This window comes from Thiogranum sp., assembly GCF_058323355.1.
In genome coordinates, this window is the sequence record NZ_JBTTIO010000019.1 from 1 (window position 1) to 17,949 (window position 17,949).

A 17,949-nucleotide genomic window follows, 5' to 3' on the forward strand; every position below is an offset into this window, starting at 1 on the left:
CCGCCGGACGCGGGCTGACTCGGCAATCGGCAAACGAACTGTCAGCACACCACGTCGGTAACGGGCTTTCACGCCCGAGGCTTCAACGCTGCGCGGCAGAGGGATAGTCCGCTCAAAGCTACCGTACGCACACTCCATCACATGGTACTGGCCGCGTTTCTGTTCGCGTTCCATGCGCTTTTCACCCTGAATGACAAGCAGATCGTTGGCAACATTGATATCAAAATCCTCTGGCTCCAGCCCGGGGACTTCCAGCTTGACGATAATTTCGTCATCGCGCTCCTCAACCTCGGCGGCAACAACACCCCATTGCAGCGTCCGCTGCATGATGTCGTCCTCGACACTTCCCACTTCATCCTTGCGCTTGCGCAGCGGGTGAAAGCGCGTAATGGCCTGCGAAGCTCCCTGACGCAGCTGTCGCCAGCCTTCTGCCAGGGACTCCCATGCACGGTCCAGCCCCTGGCCAAGATATGCGAGTCTCGTCATGGTATTACCTCCCTCATGCAGTAGAAATCAAATGTCCCGGTAATGAGATGGGAGTGCTGGAGACAAATTTCAACCGCCCCTTGCTAATCCGGAATTCTTCCGTTATCTTGTAGCCAAGCTCCAGCTCAAACACTACATGTTGTGTTTGATGTCACAGGGAACCCGGTGAGAATCCGGGACTGTCGCGCAGCGGTATGGGGGGACTTATGCCCCCGAGTCCGAATACCTGGGAGCCTGGAATCCAGCTGGATTCCGTACCCCGGGTCTCGCGTCAAGATCGCCGGGTGGAGGATCGCTTGCCCGGCTGCTGAATCCCTGCCGTCCTGTTCCCCACTCTGTCTGCGCCGTCCCGGTCATCCAGAAAACAACAGGACGAGGAGCGCAGATGCACACAGAGATCCAGGGCGACACCCAGCAAACCCCATCCGTCAACCCGGTTATCGCAGACGGCGCAGGACTACCGGGAACTACCACGATCTATGATGATCGCTACAAGGTTATCCGTCGCAACGGCAAGATCACCCGCTTTGATCCTTCCAAGATCACGGTGGCCCTGACCAAGGCATTCCTTGCCGTAGAAGGCGGTCACGCGGCTGCCTCAAGCCGAATCCATGAAACCGTTGCGCGTCTCAGCCGTGGTGTCGAAGAAGCCCTGTTCCGTCGCTCGCCGGATGGCGGTGTCGTACATATCGAGGATATTCAGGACCAGGTGGAACTGGAACTGATGCGCAGCGGCGAACACAAGATTGCCCGTGCCTATGTGCTGTATCGCGAGCAGCAGGCGGAAAAACGTGCCGCCAGACAGCAGCAAGCCCCGCAACAGGACGACCAGCCAAAGCTGCATATCACTATGAGCAATGGTGAAAAACGTCCGCTCGACATCGCCACACTGAAGGCCCGGTTCGACGAGGCCTGTGAAGCGCTGGAGGATGTCGATGCGCAACGCCTGCTGGATGAAAGCCTGCGCAGCCTGTTCGATGGCATCAGCGAAAAGGACCTGGGCGCCGCACTGGTGATGTGCGCCCGCACCCTGATCGACAGCGAACCCGACTACTCACAGGTTGCCGCCCGCCTGTTGCTGGATAATATGCGCCATGAAGCCATCACCTTCCTGGGGCTGGATGTGCCGCACAGCCGTCACTCCGGGATAGCCGAACACTATTCGACCTATTTTACCGCCTACATCCAGCGCGCCGCCGAGCTTGAATTACTGGATCGTGAGCTGACGCTGTATGACCTTGATCTGCTGGGTTCTGCTCTACAGGCTGACCGTGACCGTCAGTTCGCCTACCTCGGCCTGCAAACCCTGTATGACCGCTATTTCATCCATAGCAGCGACGGTGTGCGTTTCGAGCTGCCGCAGGCGTTCTTTATGCGTGTGGCCATGGGGCTGGCCATCAACGAGGTCGACCGCGAAGCGCGTGCCATCGAGTTCTACAACCTGCTGTCGAGCTTTGCCTTCATGAGTTCCACGCCGACGCTGTTCAATGCCGGCACCCTGCGCCCGCAGTTGTCGTCCTGCTACCTGACCACTGTGCCGGACAAGCTGGACGGGATTTACAGTGCCATTCGTGACAACGCGTTGCTGTCCAAGTTTGCCGGCGGCCTCGGTAATGACTGGACACGGGTACGCGGACTGGGTGCGCATATCAAGGGCACCAATGGCAAGAGCCAGGGTGTGGTTCCGTTCCTCAAGGTAGCCAACGACACTGCCGTAGCCGTCAACCAGGGTGGAAAGCGCAAGGGCGCCGTATGCGCCTACCTGGAAACCTGGCATATCGACATCGAGGAATTCCTGGAACTGCGCAAGAACACCGGCGATGAACGCCGCCGCACCCACGACATGAACAGCGCCAACTGGGTACCGGACCTGTTCATGGAACGCGTGCAGGAGCATGGCGACTGGACACTGTTCTCACCGGAAGAAGTGCCTGAACTGCACGACCTTACGGGCCAGGCATTCCGTGAAAAATACCAGGCATACGAAGCCAGGGCTGAACGCGGCGAACTGGCCATTTCCAAACGTGTAAAAGCCGTTGACCTGTGGCGCAGGATGCTCGGCATGCTGTTCGAGACTGGCCACCCGTGGATGACCTTCAAGGATCCCTGCAACCTGCGCTACACCAATCAGCACATTGGCGTGGTGCACAGTTCCAACCTGTGTACGGAAATCACCCTGCACACCAGCGATAATGAAATCGCCGTGTGCAATCTCGGCTCGGTCAACCTGGCCGCGCACGTCGACGAAAACGGGCTGGATATGGCCAGGCTGGAGCGTACTGTCAGCACCGCCATGCGCATGCTCGATAATGTCATCGACTATAACTATTACTCGGTTCCACAGGCCCGCAATTCCAACCTGCGCCACCGCCCGGTCGGGCTGGGCATCATGGGCTTCCACGATTCACTCTACAAACAGAATATCCCTTACGCCTCGGAACAGGCTGTCGAATTTGCCGACCGTTCCATGGAAGCGGTCAGCTGGTTTGCCATCAAGGCGTCGACCGATCTGGCCGAGGAACGCGGCCGTTACTCAACGTTCGATGGTTCGCTGTGGAGCCAGGGCATACTGCCGATCGATTCGCTGGCCCTGCTGGAACAGGGGCGTAGTGGAAACCTGGAGGTCGACCGCTCCGCCACGCTCGACTGGGACGGCCTGCGCGAACGTGTCAAAACCGTCGGCATGCGCAACTCCAACACCATGGCCATTGCACCGACCGCGACCATTTCCAACATCTGCGGCGTATCACAGTCCATTGAACCGACCTACCAGAACCTGTACGTCAAATCGAACCTGTCCGGCGAATTCACTGTGGTAAACCCTTACCTGGTACGTGATCTGAAAGCGGAACACCTGTGGGATGAGGTCATGGTCAACGACCTCAAGTACTACGACGGGTGTCTGTCGCAGATTGATCGCGTACCGGCTGCATTGAAACAGAAATATGCCACCGCGTTTGAGTTTGATTCGCGCTGGCTGGTCGAGGCGGCCAGTCGAAGACAGAAGTGGATCGATCAGGGTCAGTCGCTGAATCTTTATATTGCAGAAGCCAGCGGACCGAAACTGGATGCCATCTACCGGCTGGCCTGGCAGCGTGGACTCAAGACAACCTATTACCTGCGCACGCTGGGGGCGACGCATGTCGAGAAGACATCGGTGCCGGACAGTGGAACGGAATTACCGGATGACAATACGCCAAAGGTTTGCTCCATTCTTGATCCCGATTGCGAAGCCTGTCAGTAAAACAAACACCCCCGTCATGCCGGCCTGCGCCGGCATGACGCGATAAAAAGAGGAAATATATATGCTGAACTGGGATGAACCTGAAAACAACAATGCTCCGGAAGTCGCTGTACAGGCTTCGGTCTCTTCACAAAACCGTGCACCGGAAAACACGATCGACCCCGCTCTTGCGGCCACCACACTGGAAAATCTCGATCGGGTCGCCGAAACCACGACGACTGCAGCAGAGAAAATACCCGGTGCCGGGGTACAGCCTGTACGCGCCGAAGACAAGCGTGTGATCAACGGCCAGACCGACATCAACCAGCTGGCGCCGTTCAAGTATCCCTGGGCGTGGAAGTATTTTCTGAATGCCAACAAGAACCACTGGACGCCGCTGGATATCAACATGACACAGGATGTGCATGACTATCATCACACGCTGACGCCGCAGGAACGGCATGTGTACGAGAATGTGCTGTCCTACCTGACCACCTCCGACATTCTTGCCATGCGTAATATTGGCCTGGCGGTGATGGAGAAGATGAGTGCGCCCGAGCTGCAAATCTACCAGGCGCGCCAGGTCTATGAAGAAGCCCTGCACACCTGGACCTACCAGCACTGCATCGAGACCATCGGCCTCGACCAGGGTGAAATCTACAACCGCTACCGCGTGGTACCGGAAATCAACCACAAGATCCAGGTCGCCAACCGTCGCCTGAATTCGGTGCTGCGCCCTGACATCGATCTCCATGACCGTGATGAGCTGGAGAATTTTATCATGGCCTATATGTTCTTTGGCGCGGTATTCGAGGGTTGCTGGTTCTACAATGGCTTCAGCCCCATCTTCGCCCTGCAACGGCGTGGCCTGATGAAGGGTACGGCCGAGCAGCTGCAATACATCATGCGCGATGAGGTCATGCATTGTGGCTTCGGCATCCGCACCGTGAAGCAGATCATTATCGAGAACAATGTTATGCCGGACCCGAAAGCGATCCGCGACATGTGGGATGAATCAGACGCGGCGGAAGCCGGCTACGCGCGCTATATTCTGAAAGATGCCATTCTGGGTTACAGTGCGGAAGACCACATCGAACAGTTCCGCTTTATTGCCAATCGACGTGCCCACCAACTGGGCATAGAAGAACCGTTCCCGGGGGCGAAGTGCACCCTGTCATGGCTGGACGAACAGGCCAACCTGAGAAAGGAAAAGAATTTCTTTGAAACACGGGTTACCGAATACCAGACCGGTGGTGCGTTGAGCTGGGATTAACACAGGCAGCGCGGGCCGGGGATGAAAGTTCAGCGCCCCGGCCTGCTTGCCATTCATTTCTTTTCTGTCACTGCAATTCGTATATCCTCAACAACATGGACGCGGTGTGTCTTGTCCTTCACGCAGCTCATCGCCTTTTTGCCATCCAGCCGGCAGTCCACCTGGTGCGCCCGGGTCCAGCCTGTCTTCACGGCAAAACCCTGCTCGACTTCATCGTCATAACCCAGTGCCTCTGCGGCGTCTTCCGGCACTTGCATGTTCTCGACACCCAGCACCAGGTTACGGTAGGTAACAGAAAGACCGCCTTTGTTCTGGCGGACCTCCGATTTGACCTTGTAAAGCACGGTCTGGTTTCCGCTCTCCCGTTTCAACTCTTCACTGAAACAGACCAGCGTATCGTTTTCCACTTCACACTCGGTAATGGTTGACGGCAGGTATTCCACGGGCCTGTTGCGTGCTGACCAATGCGTTGCGGCCAACTGTTGCAGCGGTGAAAACCGGGTAACTGCTTTTACAGGTTGCGGTTTCGGTGCCGGCTTTGCTTTTGCCGGCTTTGCTTTTGCCGCCAGCCTGGCTTTTGCAACCGGTTTTTTCTGTACTTTTTTCACTTTCGCTGCGCTGGCCTTTCTGGTCGCTTCGGCCTGGGCGGCTTTTCGCTGACGCTCCTGGTCGAGCCTCGCCTGTTGCAGGGCAGCTGCCTTCCTGGCATTGGCCTTGCGGCGGGCCTGCATACGGATTTCTTCTTCCATATTGATTACCTTGCCGCCGGCCATGCTAAAGCCGTTATCTGCCGCCTTTCGATACCAGTTCATGGCCGCTTCGTAATCAAGCGGCACACCTTTCCCGGACGCGTAGATTTCACCCAGGTAGTACTGGGCCAGCGCACTGGTTTCGCTGATCCCGTTGAGCAGTTTGCGAGCCCGGGCATAATCCGGCGCACCACCCTCACCCTTGAGCAGCAGGATTGCGAGTCGCGTTACGGCTTTCTCATGGGATTTGTCGGCCGCTTTTTCCAGCCACTGCCTTGCTGTGACCGCATTAAGCTTCACGCCCCGGCCCTTCAGATACATCATGCCAATGTTGTATTGCGCCTTGCTGTCACCGGACTCGGCACGCTTGAGGACTGTGGTAAATTTCTTTTTCTGTGCCTGCATCCGCCTCAACTTGCTGGCGGCCTGTTCATTACCGTTCCCTGCCGCCCGTTCCAGCCAGCGCAGGGTTTCATCAAAGTTTTGTTCGACGCCCCGCCCGTTGAGGTACATGATGGCCACTTCATACTGGGCATCAGCATCACCGGCTTCAGCACTTTCCAGCTGTTCCTGAAAAAGCTCGTCCCAGACCCTGGCCAGCCCCTGCGGCAGATGAAAAACTGCTATAAATACCACCACAATCAGCAAGCTGAAATGTAACCGCTGTGACTTAACCATCATCATCGCTATCCCCAATAAGGCATGACTTGTTATCGGCATCACAGAAAAACCCTGAAACACCCGCTCGTTACTAGAGTCATATACCATGCGCTTTATTCGACACAAGATTCAAACACACCAGTAACATGCTGATTTATATTGAAATATTCACCATAGCCGGCTGTAATAAATGTTCCCGCGCCGCCAGCCTGATGGATGAAATCAGTCACCAACTGGGTACGGAACAGCTACAGTGGCAACTGGTGGATGTGGTAAAAAACATCGATCAGGCGGTTGAACTGGGCGTACTGGCAACGCCCGCCATCGTGATTAACGGGGCGCTGGAATTCACGGGCATGCCGACAAAAGCTGCGCTGCTGCGCAAAATCACGCCGTTACTGGATACTGAAAAATGACTTCAGCGACAACACGCAAAATCACACATTACCGCATCGGTGATATCAGCAAGTTGCTTGGACTGTCGGCCGATACGCTGCGCTATTATGAAAAAATCGGGTTACTGAAAGGCATTTCACGGAGTACGGGGGGCGCGCGACGCTACTCTGACCGGGACCTGTCCAGACTTCGCTTTATCCGGCGTGCGCAGTCCATGAACTTTTCGCTGGCCGAAATCGCCAATCTGCTGGAAATGCGTGAAGACCCGCAGCACGTTCGCGATGATATTCGCCAGTTGACCCGCAACAAGCTCGGCGAGGTTGAAGCGCAGCTGAAAGAACTGAAAACACTCCGCAATGAACTCAAACTGCTGGTCGACCTGTGCCGGGGCGATACGGACGGCTGCCCGATTCTGGACGGTATCGACCAGGAGCGATCCGACTGATCCGGGAACTATTCCGGGCGAAACGTCTCATACCCTTGGCAAACCGTGCCACTACCCTTAAACTGGAACGCAATACAGCCGCTAGTTACCCCATGTCGCCAAAGCATTTTCTGACAATCTGTTTCCTGTTGTTCGCCGTTGCGGGCAATACGGCGTGGAGCGCTGTGGATTACCACGCGACATCGGATAACGCCACGCTGACGGACCTTGATGCCGGGCATCAGGACGATTTTCCGAACAACGGACATGATGGTTGTGACGACCATTGCTGCCATGCAGGCGCCCACTTTCCTGGATTGCTTGGCTCGCCTTCATTGTGGAATGCGCCTCCTTCATCGGTCAGCTGTCTGACATCGGACCAACAACCCCTGTCCCACCCTCTTTCCCCCCTGTTCCAGCCTCCCATCGCCTGATTCCGAGTAATTAACACACTGTATAACCCTGTGTTATGCAGCAATGCTGTTATATTTTTCAGGAAACAGAACAATGCAAAAACTGACTGTATGGGGCCGCCACCTGTTTGGTTGTCTGCTACTTGGCATCACTGCCAGCGCCAGTGCGAGTGATATCTCGCCAGCGTTGCAACAATTGATGCAGGCTTTTCTCGACCGCCACCCGGCGGCACAAACGGCACGTGCCGATCTGGATCGCGCTGAAGCACAAGCCCGTGCCGCAGGCCAGCCCCTGTATAACCCGGAGGTTGAGTTCGACTATGAAGACGCTTCCGATATCACCAAAACCGTCGGCCTGGTGCAGACCTTCGACTGGAACGGTAAACGCCGCGCCCGCAACAGCGCGGCACAGGACAGGATACGCGCGGCCTACGCCACCCTGTCTGCCACCCGGCAGGACATGCTGGGTGAATTACTGGGTGAACTCAGCCAGCTGCTGACAACCGCCGACGGTGCGCGCCTCGCCGCCCGGCGCGTGGTCCTGCTGGAAGAATTCCTGCGACTCGCCGAGCAACGCTTTGCCGCCGGTGATGTCAGCCGCACCGACGTCGACCTGGCACGACTGGCTCTATCGGAAGCACAGATGCAGGCGGCGGCGGCCAGTGCCGATGCCACGGCAACCGAAGCACGCCTGAAAGCCCTGGTGGAACGCCCTGTCAGTGGTTGGCCGGTACTGCCCAGCCTGCCGGAAGTGCTGGGAAACCAGGATGCTGATGCCCTGTTGCAACAACACCCCCTGCTGCGACAGCAACGGGCGGAAGCCGCTGCTGCACGCGCATCCGTCAGCATAGCCAACCGCGATCGCCGTCCCGACCCGACCGTTGCTGTACGTGGTGGCAAGGAAGCCAGCGATGACCTGATCGGTGTCACCGTTTCCATCCCGCTGTATATCCGAAATACCTTCCGCGCCGAACTGGACGCGGCGAATGCCGAAGCAATCAGTGCTGAACAGCGTTACCTGAACACGCTGCGTCGCGCGCGCAGCGCCATGCAGGCTGCCGCACAGCGCTACCGTGTTACGCGCTCGGCGCTCGCTTACTGGGAACAAACCGGCCTGTCGAGTTTACAGGGGCGTCTCGAAACGCTCCGAAGCCTGTGGCAAAGCGGTGAGATCGATACCACGGATTACCTGGTGCAGCTACAGCAGACACTCGACACACGGATATCGGCTGTTGAACTCCGGCGCGCCACCTGGGACGCCTGGCTTGCCTGGCTGCAGGCATCCGGCACCACCGAACAGTGGCTGGGCCTTGCCAAAGCGCCCGCATTGAACTGATTACGGAGACAAGACATCATGCGTATGACAAACCTGTTTATCCTGTTGCTGGCGCTTGCGTCCGGCAATGTACTGGCGGCGGACGATCATGGACATGCCGAAAATGAAGCCGGCCACGAAGACAGTGAAGGCAACGGCCATGAAGGCGGTGGCGAACACGAAGAGGAAGCCGTTGCCGAACTGACACCCGAACAAATTCGTACCGCCGGCATTGAAGTCGCCCCGGTACAACGCAGCCAGATTGCAGATATCCTGATCGCACCGGGCGAAGTCATGCTCAATGCCTACCGCACCATTCGCGTGACACCGCGCATCGAAGCGCAGATTGTCAAACGTCATGCACGCCTCGGGGACCATGTCGAAGCCGGCGACCCGCTGGTGACTCTGTCCAGCGTCGAGGTTGCCGAGGCCCAGGGCCAGTTGCTGGTCAGCGACCGTGAATGGAAACGGGTGCAGAAACTTGGCCGCAAGGTGGTCTCCGAACGTCGTTATATTGAAGCGCAGGTTGCCCGTCAGCAGGCCTTCGCCAAAGTACTGGCCTACGGCATGACCGAAGCACAGATCAGGGCTTTACTCAAACAAGGCAATGCATCACGCGCCAATGGTGAACTGGAGCTGCTCAGCACACAGGCCGGCACGGTGATCGAGGATGATTTCGTAGTTGGCGAACTGGCCGAGCCCGGCCGTATCCTGTTTACCGTGACCGATGAATCCACGCTGTGGGTCGACGCGCGCCTGAATGCGACCGACGCGAACCGTGTGCGTGTTGGTTCCCCGGCGCGTATCCGCATCGGCAACCAATGGCTGGACGGCAAGGTCACCCAGACCCGTCATGCGCTGGATGAAAGCACTCGCACCCTGTCGGTACGTCTCGAAGTTGCCAACCCGGACGACCGCTTGCACCCCGGTCAGTTCGTGACCGTCGAAATCCAGAGCGCAGACAGTGAAACCGCTATCGCCGTACCGGTCGCCGCCGTCATGCGCAGCCCGGACGGGGACTGGCAAGTGTTCCTTGAAGAGGCGCCCGGCCGTTCTGAACCGCGCGAAGTCGAGGTGCTTCGTACCGTCGGCGACCAACTGGTCGTGGAAGGACTGAAAGAAGGTGAGCGCATCGTCAGCAAGGGTGCATTCTTTATCCAGTCCGAAATCGCCAAAAGCGGTTTCGAAGTTCACAACCACTAGGGGGTCAGATCATGCTCAACAAACTGATTGACCTTGGGGTCGAGAACCGCCTGCTGGTTGTACTGGCGTTGATTGCAACCGTTGTCGGCGGCACGCTGATTCTGCCAAAACTGAACCTGGATGCCTTTCCCGATGTCACCAATGTGCAGGTGCAGATCAATACAGAAGCCCGGGGGCTGGCGGCGGAGGAAGTCGAACAGCTCATCACCTTTCCTATCGAGGCGGTCATGTATGCGCTGCCCGACGTAGAGGAAGTACGTTCGATCTCGAAAACCGGCCTGTCTGTCATTACGGTGGTATTCAAGGAAGGGACCGACATCTACTTCGCCCGCCAGCTGGTATTCGAACGTCTGCAGACCGCTCGGGAAGAAATCCCGGAAGGTATCGGAACGCCCGGCATAGGTCCCAATACCTCGGGGCTGGGCCAGGTTTACCAGTATATCCTGCGCGCCGAGGACCCCGAGAAGTACGACGCCATGGCATTGCGCAGTCTCAATGACTGGATTGTAAAACTGTTGCTGATGCCGGTGTCCGGCGTAACGGAAGTGTTGTCTTTTGGTGGTGAAGTACGTCAGTACCAGGTGCAACTCGACCCGCAGCGACTGCTGGCCTATGGCCTGAGCAGTGACGATATTGCGGAAGCCATCGAAGCCAATAACCGCAATGCCGGTGGCTGGTATATGAACCGGGGTGAAGAACAGCTGGTTGTGCGGGGTGTTGGCTGGGTTCGCAGCGGTGACGAGGGTCTGCGCGATATCAGGAACATCCCGGTCAAGGACGTCGACGGCGTAGCCGTGCGGGTATCGGATGTTGCACGCGTCGAATTTGGCCCGGAGATTCGCCAGGGGGCCGTCAGCATTACGCGGCGTGATGCCAATGGCAACCCTGAAGCACTGGGTGAAGTAGTTGCCGGCGTTATCCTGAAGCGCCTTGGCGCCAATACCAAGGCCACGATCGATGGCATTGAATCTCGCATGGCTGCCATTGCGACCGCACTGCCGGATGGTGTCACGCTGGAACCGTTTTACGACCAGGCCAGCCTTGTCGACCAGGCGGTCAACACGGTGTCAAAGGCACTGCTGGAAGCCTTTGTGCTGATTGTCATTGTGTTGATGCTGTTCCTGGTCAACCTGCGCGCCACGCTGCTGGTACTGATTTCGGTGCCGATCTCCATCGGGCTGGCACTGATGGCGATGGCGCACTGGGGCGTATCGGCCAACCTCATGTCACTCGGCGGACTCGCCATTGCGATTGGCATGATGGTGGATGGTTCGGTGGTGATGATGGAACACATCTTCAGCCACCTGACCCGACCCGACGCCGAGCACTTCGAGTACGCAAAGAAGAAACTGGCACCGGGTGATGACCATCCCTATGACGCTGCCCACGACAGTCATGGCATTGCCTTGCGCATCCAGGAATCCGCCCGTGAAGTCGGGCGGCCCGTGTTCTTTGCCGTGTTAATTATCATTATTGTGTTTGCGCCCCTGTTCAGTCTCGAAGGTGTGGAGGGCAAGCTGTTCCAGCCCATGGCCATCTCCATCGTGCTGGCGATGCTGGCCTCGCTGATGGTGGCACTGGTGGTGGTACCGGCATTGGCAACCTACCTGTTCAAACGCGGTGTAAAACACAAGGACAGCCCGGTCATGCGCCCGCTGGAAAAGCTCTATAAACGCGCACTGCCCAAGGCACAACACAACCGCAAGACGGTTGTCACAGCGGCACTGCTGCTGTTTGCCGGCTCTCTGGTGATGGTGCCGTTTCTCGGCACCGAGTTTGTGCCGGAGCTGGAAGAAGGCACGCTCAACATCCGTGTCACACTGGCACCCTCCGCCAGCCTGGACACCGCACTGAGCGTGGCCGCCAGGCTGGAAGCACAACTGCTGACCTTCCCGGAAGTCCAGTATGCCACCAGCCGTGTCGGTCGCCCGGAGATTGGTGGCGATCCCGAACCGGTTTCCAATGTGGAGATCTTTGTCGGGCTGGAACCGGTGGGAAAATGGACCAGCGCCAAAAACCGGCAAGCCCTGCAAAAGCTGATGGAAGAAAAAATGTCTGTCCATCCGGGGCTGCTGTTCTCCTTCTCACAACCGATTGCCACCCGGGTCGATGAACTACTGTCCGGTGTGCGCGCACAGCTTGCCATCAAGTTGTTTGGTCAGGATCTGGATATGCTGGCCAAAAAAGGCAGCGAGATCGAAGCCCTGGTCAAACGCGTGGAAGGCACACGCGGCGTGGCCATGGAACAAATCGGTGGTGAAGCACAACTGGCGATACGTCCGGATCGTGATGCACTCGCGCGATACGGTATTCCGGTTGCACAGGTGATGGATCTGGTCTCCGATGCCATCGGCGGTCGGGCCGCCGGCCAGGTTATCAACGGTAACGAGCGCTACGACATCTATGTGCGACTCGCCAATGAATACCGTAACAGCGTGGAACATATACGCGGATTGATGCTGCAATCGCCTAACGGTGCCTGGGTGAGGCTCAGCGATGTTGCACAGGTTGCGATCGAATCCGGGCCTCCACAGATCCGCCGCGATGATGTACAGCGTCGCGTTGTCATCCAGTCCAATGTCGAAGGCCGTGATATGGGCGGGCTGGTCGCCGAATTACAACAACGCATTGACAGCGAAATTGACCTGCCACCGGGTTACACCGTGGTGTTTGGAGGCCAGTTCGAGAACCAGCAACGCGCCCAGGCGCGCCTGATGATCGTGGTACCACTGTCGCTGGGACTGATCTTCCTGTTGCTGTACTTTGCCTTTGGCTCGGTCGGACAGGCCTCACTGATCATGCTCAACGTACCACTGGCCTTGATTGGCGGTATCGCAGCCCTGTTCATCTCCGGACAGTACCTGTCGGTACCGGGTTCCATTGGCTTTATCGCCCTGTTTGGTGTTGCGGTGCTGAACGGCGTGGTGATGGTCAATGCCATCAACCAGCGCGTTATCGATGGCGCTGATGCCGAACGTGCCGCTTACGAAGGCGCCATGTCGCGACTCCGGCCGGTATTGATGACAGCATCGATTGCCGCGCTCGGGCTGATACCCATGCTGTTGTCTCACGGCGTTGGATCGGAAGTACAACGTCCGCTGGCGACGGTTGTGGTAGGCGGTCTGTTTTCATCGACCGCGCTGACACTGTTCGTATTGCCTGTGCTGTATGAGGTGTTCTCACGGGCCAGGCTGGCAGAGCGGAAGTAGCACGCTATCGGGATCGCCATCATGACCAACGCGTGGCGATCCCGGCAGATATTTAACGAAACAGGTAGTAAGGCGTATTCAGATAGTCCCAGAGGCGGGACAGAACAGAAGGTCGTGGATGACTTTTCGGCGGAGGACTGTCCGGTTCGGGTGATACCCGGGGCGGTGTGCTCTGCTCCTGCTCCTGTTGTGCCTCACGACCCTGCTGGAGGAGATCCATTCGCTCGGATGCGCAGCGGAGCATATTGGCATAGCTCGCATAATCCGTCTTGTCTTCCTCGACGCGTGCCGCACGAAACAAGACACCGGTTCTTTTTGGCGTGCTGCACATAAGCTGCACCTCTGTAAATACAGTTCACCCTGTAGTAACAGGATCGGCAGCGGTCGGAAAATATTTAGGACTTGTCGCCCAGACGTCCAACAGCACAGCTGACAAATGACCTGGCCTTTGCCTTCGCAGATGCAATGCCCCTGGCCGTGCCCGATTCGGGATAACCCAGCGTTTCGAGCAACACGCTGACCTCGGAACGCGCCAGATCATCACCAACGATCTGCACGACGCCCTGCTCAACATCGACGCTGACATCGCTGACGCTTGCCAATGCTGTCAGTTTTTTTACGATGGTACCGGCACAACCACTACACTTGATGTTATCTACCCTGATTTCATACGGCATGTTGATTCACTTCTTCCCTACCTGCATATATTAGCAGCCCATTATATTTGCACGGGTCCTGTTACGCAAAAACCCACACTCTGCCAGCCGTTTTCAGTACGCCGTGCCAAAGTGCGGGTCTACATCGTTGTGCAACCGTGGCAGCTGTGCCAACAGGTGAATCGTGAACAATGGCCCATAGGGGAACAGCCTGTAGAGGTGCTTCTTGCCTCCCTTTTCGCCAAAGGCTTTTACCAGCACACGATACAGGGGATATGCCTTGACAGATTCCTCGCGACTCAGCTGGCCATATGGGCACGCCTTTGTTTCATCCTGCTTCCTGCAATCCGGATCATCGAGGCAGTTAACATATTTCCAGTACACCTCGGCACTCACATAACCCGGATCTTTTGTTTCGCAGCAGTTGATGTAGAAATCAAACAGGAACTCAATCACCTCCCAGTGTTCCTCAGTCAACTCAATCCCAACCTTTTCTGCATTGGACTTAATGCGCTCCACGAGATCCTCATGCGGCGTATCGCGAACAATGATTGCAGGCGGATAGTCAGCCGGGGGTAATGCTACCGGGTCGAGAACTTCCAGGATGTCATCCAGTTTTTTATCTCCGATACCCATTTTTCAAACTCCTGTAGTCGTTAATGAAGACAATGCGATCCTCTTCCGGACAACAGAAAATGTGTGGGCTTGAGACAGAAATTCAAGGGGTGTGGATCCGAATCTGTTTTTCAACACACAAGACCCTGCACTGCCAGAGTGCCATTCTGGCAGCCAACCGCCGGAAGACCACTAACCCGCTGATTTTAGTCCGGTGATAGCCCCTGTAATACTCTGGTTTATGCGGCTGTTTACACAACGTTGAATACTATTGCCATACCGTTTCAGGAAGTGTAATTTCCGGTTATAAACAAGAATCAAAACCTGATCCAATACTGAGGAGGTGAGAAAATGTCTTCTAGTCTGATAAAAGAGACCAGGAAGTTACTGGCGGGAAAGGCAGGTCGCCTGGAAGATGAGGAACTGGAGTATCTTGCTCGTGAAATAACCAGGCTTGGGTTTAAAATTGGCTTTGCGCGCGCTTATGCGGCAGGACCGACATATATGGCAATGCTGTTGCACGAGCTGGAACGCAAGGAAAACCAGATCAACCAGATTCACAAGGCGCTCGGTATTTAAAAAACACTAACGGGTACCCCGGAGATACAGGAAGATCTGGCACAAGCTCATGGAAGTGTCAGGGTGCCCGTCACCTTTGCTCTCCTCAGGAAGGCAATCAGCAGGTCCACATGGCGTTCAACTTCCTCCACGGAATCGTGCCCCCCGTCTTTGATAACAAGCAACTCAGGCTGATTCTCACGGCAGTTTTCCCGAATCACCTGTGCATCTGTAACCGGTATCGGTCAAGATAGCGACGCATCATCCATTCAGGATGGACAAACCCATCCATACCACCCGCTTCAGAGGATTGCCCGAAAGCGGTTTCTGCTAACATACAGCTTGTGACGAGACGGTACAAAATATCACCTGGAAAAAAGGCTGTGGCAATTTTCCTTGCTGCGCTGATATCGGCATTCCTTATTTACCAATTTTCCGGATCACTGCCCGGCAACGCACACCGGCCCATGACGATAGAATCAGAACTGTCGTCACTGCCGTCGGGTAATCCGGTTGATTACGAATACCAGGTAAAGCCGGTCCTGGAACGGCGTTGTATCGTATGTCACGGCTGTTACGATGCCCCCTGCCAGCTGAAACTCTCATCCGGTGAAGGCCTGCGGCGGGGCGCAAGCGAAGAACTGGTCTATACCCCCCGCATTACTGCCGTGGAGCCTACGCGCCTGTTTATCGATGCCAGGAGCACGGCAGAATGGCGTACGCGCGGTTTCCACCCCGTGATCAATGAGGAAAACCAGTCCCCCGAACAAAACCTGGAAAACTCGGTGCTATACCACCTGCTGCGACTGAAACAGCAACACCCACAGCCCGACTCAGACCAGCTTCCGGACAGCTTTACACTGGAACTCAACCGCGAACAGACCTGCCCAACACTGGAATCAGTCGATGACTTTGCCCGGGAACATCCCCTGTGGGGCATGCCCTACGCCATGCCGAATCTGCCGCAACAGGAATACCGTACCCTTGTTTCCTGGCTGGCCCGGGGTGCACCAACACCGACACCACCCTCCCCCTCATCTGCAGTGCTTCCACAAATCAAACAGTGGGAAAACTTCCTTAACCAGCCATCGGGCAAGCAACAACTGGTCAGTCGTTATCTCTATGAACACCTGTTTCATGCACATATTCACTTTGCAGGATCACCGGCACGGGAATTTTACCGACTGGTACGCTCTACCACTCCCCCCGGGCAAACCATTAACGAGATCCCGACGGTACGCCCTTATGACGATCCTGGCACCGCACCATTCTACTACCGCCTGTTAAGATACCACCCGAGTATTGTCGTAAAGAATCACATTGTCTACGAGTTTTCCAACCAGCGGATGGAGCGTTATCGCGAACTTTTCATGACCCCTGACTACAAGGTTCAGGAACTGCCATCCTACGAACCTGAAATCGCGTCCAACCCGTTCAAGGTATTTATTGATCTGCCCCTCAAATCACGCTACCGGTTTCTCCTTGACGATGCACGGTTCTTTATCGAAGGCTTTATAAAGGGCCCGGTCTGCCGTGGACAGATTGCACTGAACGTCATCGAGGACCAGTTCTGGGTGCTGTTCTTCAACCCGGACCAGAAAGTATTTACCAATGACGCCCGGTTCGTAGGAGACATGGCCGACAAGCTGCAGTTACCGGCCGAACGAGAGGACTCACTGAATCCGGCTGTTATCTGGACTGACTACTGGAAGCGCCAGCGTCGTTATATGGCGAGCAAGCAGGCCCTGTTCGAGAAGATCGGTACACACGACATAAAGCATGCACTGGGTTTTATCTGGGATGGGGATGGCAGCAACCCCAATGCTGCGCTAACAGTGTTCCGGCATTTTGACAGTGGCTCGGTGGCCTATGGACTGGTCGGTGAAAACCCGGAAACGGCATGGGTCATCGATTATCCGCTGTTCGAACGAATCCATTACCTGCTGGTCGCCGGATTCAACGTCTATGGCAATGTCGTTCACCAGATCAATACCCGGATCTATATGGACTTCCTGCGCATGGAAGGCGAGGACCATTTTCTGACCTTTATTCCGGCCGACCAACGCAAGGCAATACGTGACAGCTGGTATGCCGGTCTGCGCACCGGTATGGAAAAATTCTTTACCGCACCGCAGGACTGGTTGCAGGTCGACTCAGTGAACGGATACCAGACCGATGACCCACAGCAGGAACTCTTCCAGTATATCAAAGGTCGCCTCGCAGGCGTCTCTCGCCAGGCCGATGCGATAAACCGGTGTGGTGCAAACGAATGCGACAAGCGAAAAGCTGATACGGACACGGCGCAGGCAGACAAGGCCATGGAGATGATCGCCCGGATACAGGGGGCCAACCTGCACGCCTTCCCCGATGTGGCTTTCGTCAGGGTTACCATGGACACGCCAGGGCAGGATATTGCCTATACACTCATCCGTAACAAGGCTTACAAGAACGTCACATCTTTTCTTGCCGATGAGCGTGAACGGGATCGTATAGATATCAGCGGTGACACAATGACCGTGGTGAACTGGCTGGAAGGCTCCTACCCCAACTTCTTCTTCTCCGTGCCACTGTCCGGGATTGACGCCTTTACCGAGCGCTGTGCGTCCATCCGCAACCACAAGGACTATGAAAAGTTTGTTGACGTGTACGGCGTCCGGCGCACCAGTCCCGTTTTCTGGGAGCTGGCAGACTGGTTCCAGGATGAATTCGCGCGCAGCAAACCTGTCCTGTCCGGGTTGTTTGACCTGAACCGTTATCAAAACCGCTAGG

Annotated in this window: 14 protein-coding genes and 1 riboswitch; of the genes, 9 read left to right on the top strand and 5 right to left on the bottom strand. The window is 56.4% G+C overall.

What is annotated here, in order from left to right:
* Window positions 1-486: Hsp20/alpha crystallin family protein (locus ACW81B_RS03260; RefSeq protein WP_491578778.1), on the bottom strand; the 486-nt coding region annotated here is incomplete at its 3' end.
* A 104-nt stretch (window positions 487-590) separates the two neighbouring features.
* Window positions 591-732: riboswitch (cobalamin riboswitch) on the top strand.
* Window positions 733-871: 139 nt separating this feature from the next.
* Here ACW81B_RS03260 and ACW81B_RS03265 point away from each other — a divergent pair.
* Window positions 872-3,730 (top strand): ribonucleoside-diphosphate reductase subunit alpha, encoded by a 2,859-nt coding sequence (locus ACW81B_RS03265; protein WP_491578779.1) that lies wholly within the window; start codon window positions 872-874, stop codon window positions 3,728-3,730.
* Between the two features lie 61 nt (window positions 3,731-3,791).
* The gene (locus ACW81B_RS03270; RefSeq protein ID WP_491578780.1) at window positions 3,792-4,982 is read left to right on the top strand and encodes a ribonucleotide-diphosphate reductase subunit beta; all 1,191 of its coding nucleotides are present in this window, start codon (window positions 3,792-3,794) and stop codon (window positions 4,980-4,982) included.
* A gap of 53 nt (window positions 4,983-5,035) precedes the next feature.
* Here ACW81B_RS03270 and ACW81B_RS03275 read toward each other — a convergent pair whose 3' ends face one another.
* Complete coding sequence (locus tag ACW81B_RS03275) at window positions 5,036-6,415, bottom strand: tetratricopeptide repeat protein (RefSeq protein ID WP_491578781.1); 1,380 nt, start codon at window positions 6,413-6,415, stop codon at window positions 5,036-5,038.
* Window positions 6,416-6,537: 122 nt separating this feature from the next.
* On the opposite strand from ACW81B_RS03275, the gene ACW81B_RS03280 reads away from it, so the two are divergent.
* From ACW81B_RS03280 to ACW81B_RS03300, 5 genes are all read left to right on the top strand, one after another.
* The gene (locus tag ACW81B_RS03280; protein WP_491578782.1) at window positions 6,538-6,807 is read left to right on the top strand and encodes a thioredoxin family protein; all 270 of its coding nucleotides are present in this window, start codon (window positions 6,538-6,540) and stop codon (window positions 6,805-6,807) included.
* On the top strand, window positions 6,804-7,232 hold the full coding sequence (locus ACW81B_RS03285; RefSeq protein WP_491578783.1) for a heavy metal-responsive transcriptional regulator: 429 nt from the start codon (window positions 6,804-6,806) through the stop codon (window positions 7,230-7,232). Before ACW81B_RS03280 ends, ACW81B_RS03285 begins: the two co-directional genes overlap by 4 nt.
* A 486-nt stretch (window positions 7,233-7,718) precedes the next feature.
* Window positions 7,719-8,960 (top strand): TolC family protein, encoded by a 1,242-nt coding sequence (locus ACW81B_RS03290; protein WP_491578784.1) that lies wholly within the window; start codon window positions 7,719-7,721, stop codon window positions 8,958-8,960.
* Window positions 8,961-8,978: 18 nt separating this feature from the next.
* A complete protein-coding gene (locus tag ACW81B_RS03295; protein ID WP_491578785.1) occupies window positions 8,979-10,142 on the top strand; it encodes an efflux RND transporter periplasmic adaptor subunit in 1,164 nt (387 codons plus the stop codon).
* Window positions 10,143-10,153: 11 nt separating this feature from the next.
* Window positions 10,154-13,351, top strand: coding sequence for an efflux RND transporter permease subunit (locus ACW81B_RS03300; RefSeq protein ID WP_491578786.1), 3,198 nt, complete (start codon window positions 10,154-10,156; stop codon window positions 13,349-13,351).
* Window positions 13,352-13,403: 52 nt separating this feature from the next.
* On the opposite strand, the gene ACW81B_RS03305 is transcribed toward ACW81B_RS03300, so the two are convergent.
* The 3 genes from ACW81B_RS03305 to ACW81B_RS03315 form a co-directional block, all read right to left on the bottom strand.
* A complete protein-coding gene (locus ACW81B_RS03305; RefSeq protein ID WP_491578787.1) occupies window positions 13,404-13,682 on the bottom strand; it encodes a hypothetical protein in 279 nt (92 codons plus the stop codon).
* Window positions 13,683-13,746: 64 nt separating this feature from the next.
* Entirely contained in the window at window positions 13,747-14,028 is a 282-nt protein-coding gene (locus tag ACW81B_RS03310; RefSeq protein ID WP_491578788.1) for a heavy-metal-associated domain-containing protein, read from the bottom strand.
* 93 nt (window positions 14,029-14,121) lie between these two features.
* A complete protein-coding gene (locus ACW81B_RS03315) occupies window positions 14,122-14,643 on the bottom strand; it encodes a hypothetical protein (protein ID WP_491578789.1) in 522 nt (173 codons plus the stop codon).
* A 330-nt stretch (window positions 14,644-14,973) separates the two neighbouring features.
* Between ACW81B_RS03315 and ACW81B_RS03320 the strand changes: the two genes are divergently transcribed.
* Both ACW81B_RS03320 and ACW81B_RS03325 read left to right on the top strand, forming a co-directional pair.
* Window positions 14,974-15,201, top strand: coding sequence for a hypothetical protein (locus ACW81B_RS03320; protein WP_491578790.1), 228 nt, complete (start codon window positions 14,974-14,976; stop codon window positions 15,199-15,201).
* 446 nt (window positions 15,202-15,647) lie between these two features.
* Complete coding sequence (locus ACW81B_RS03325; protein WP_491578791.1) at window positions 15,648-17,948, top strand: fatty acid cis/trans isomerase; 2,301 nt, start codon at window positions 15,648-15,650, stop codon at window positions 17,946-17,948.
* Window position 17,949: the final 1 nt, after the last annotated feature.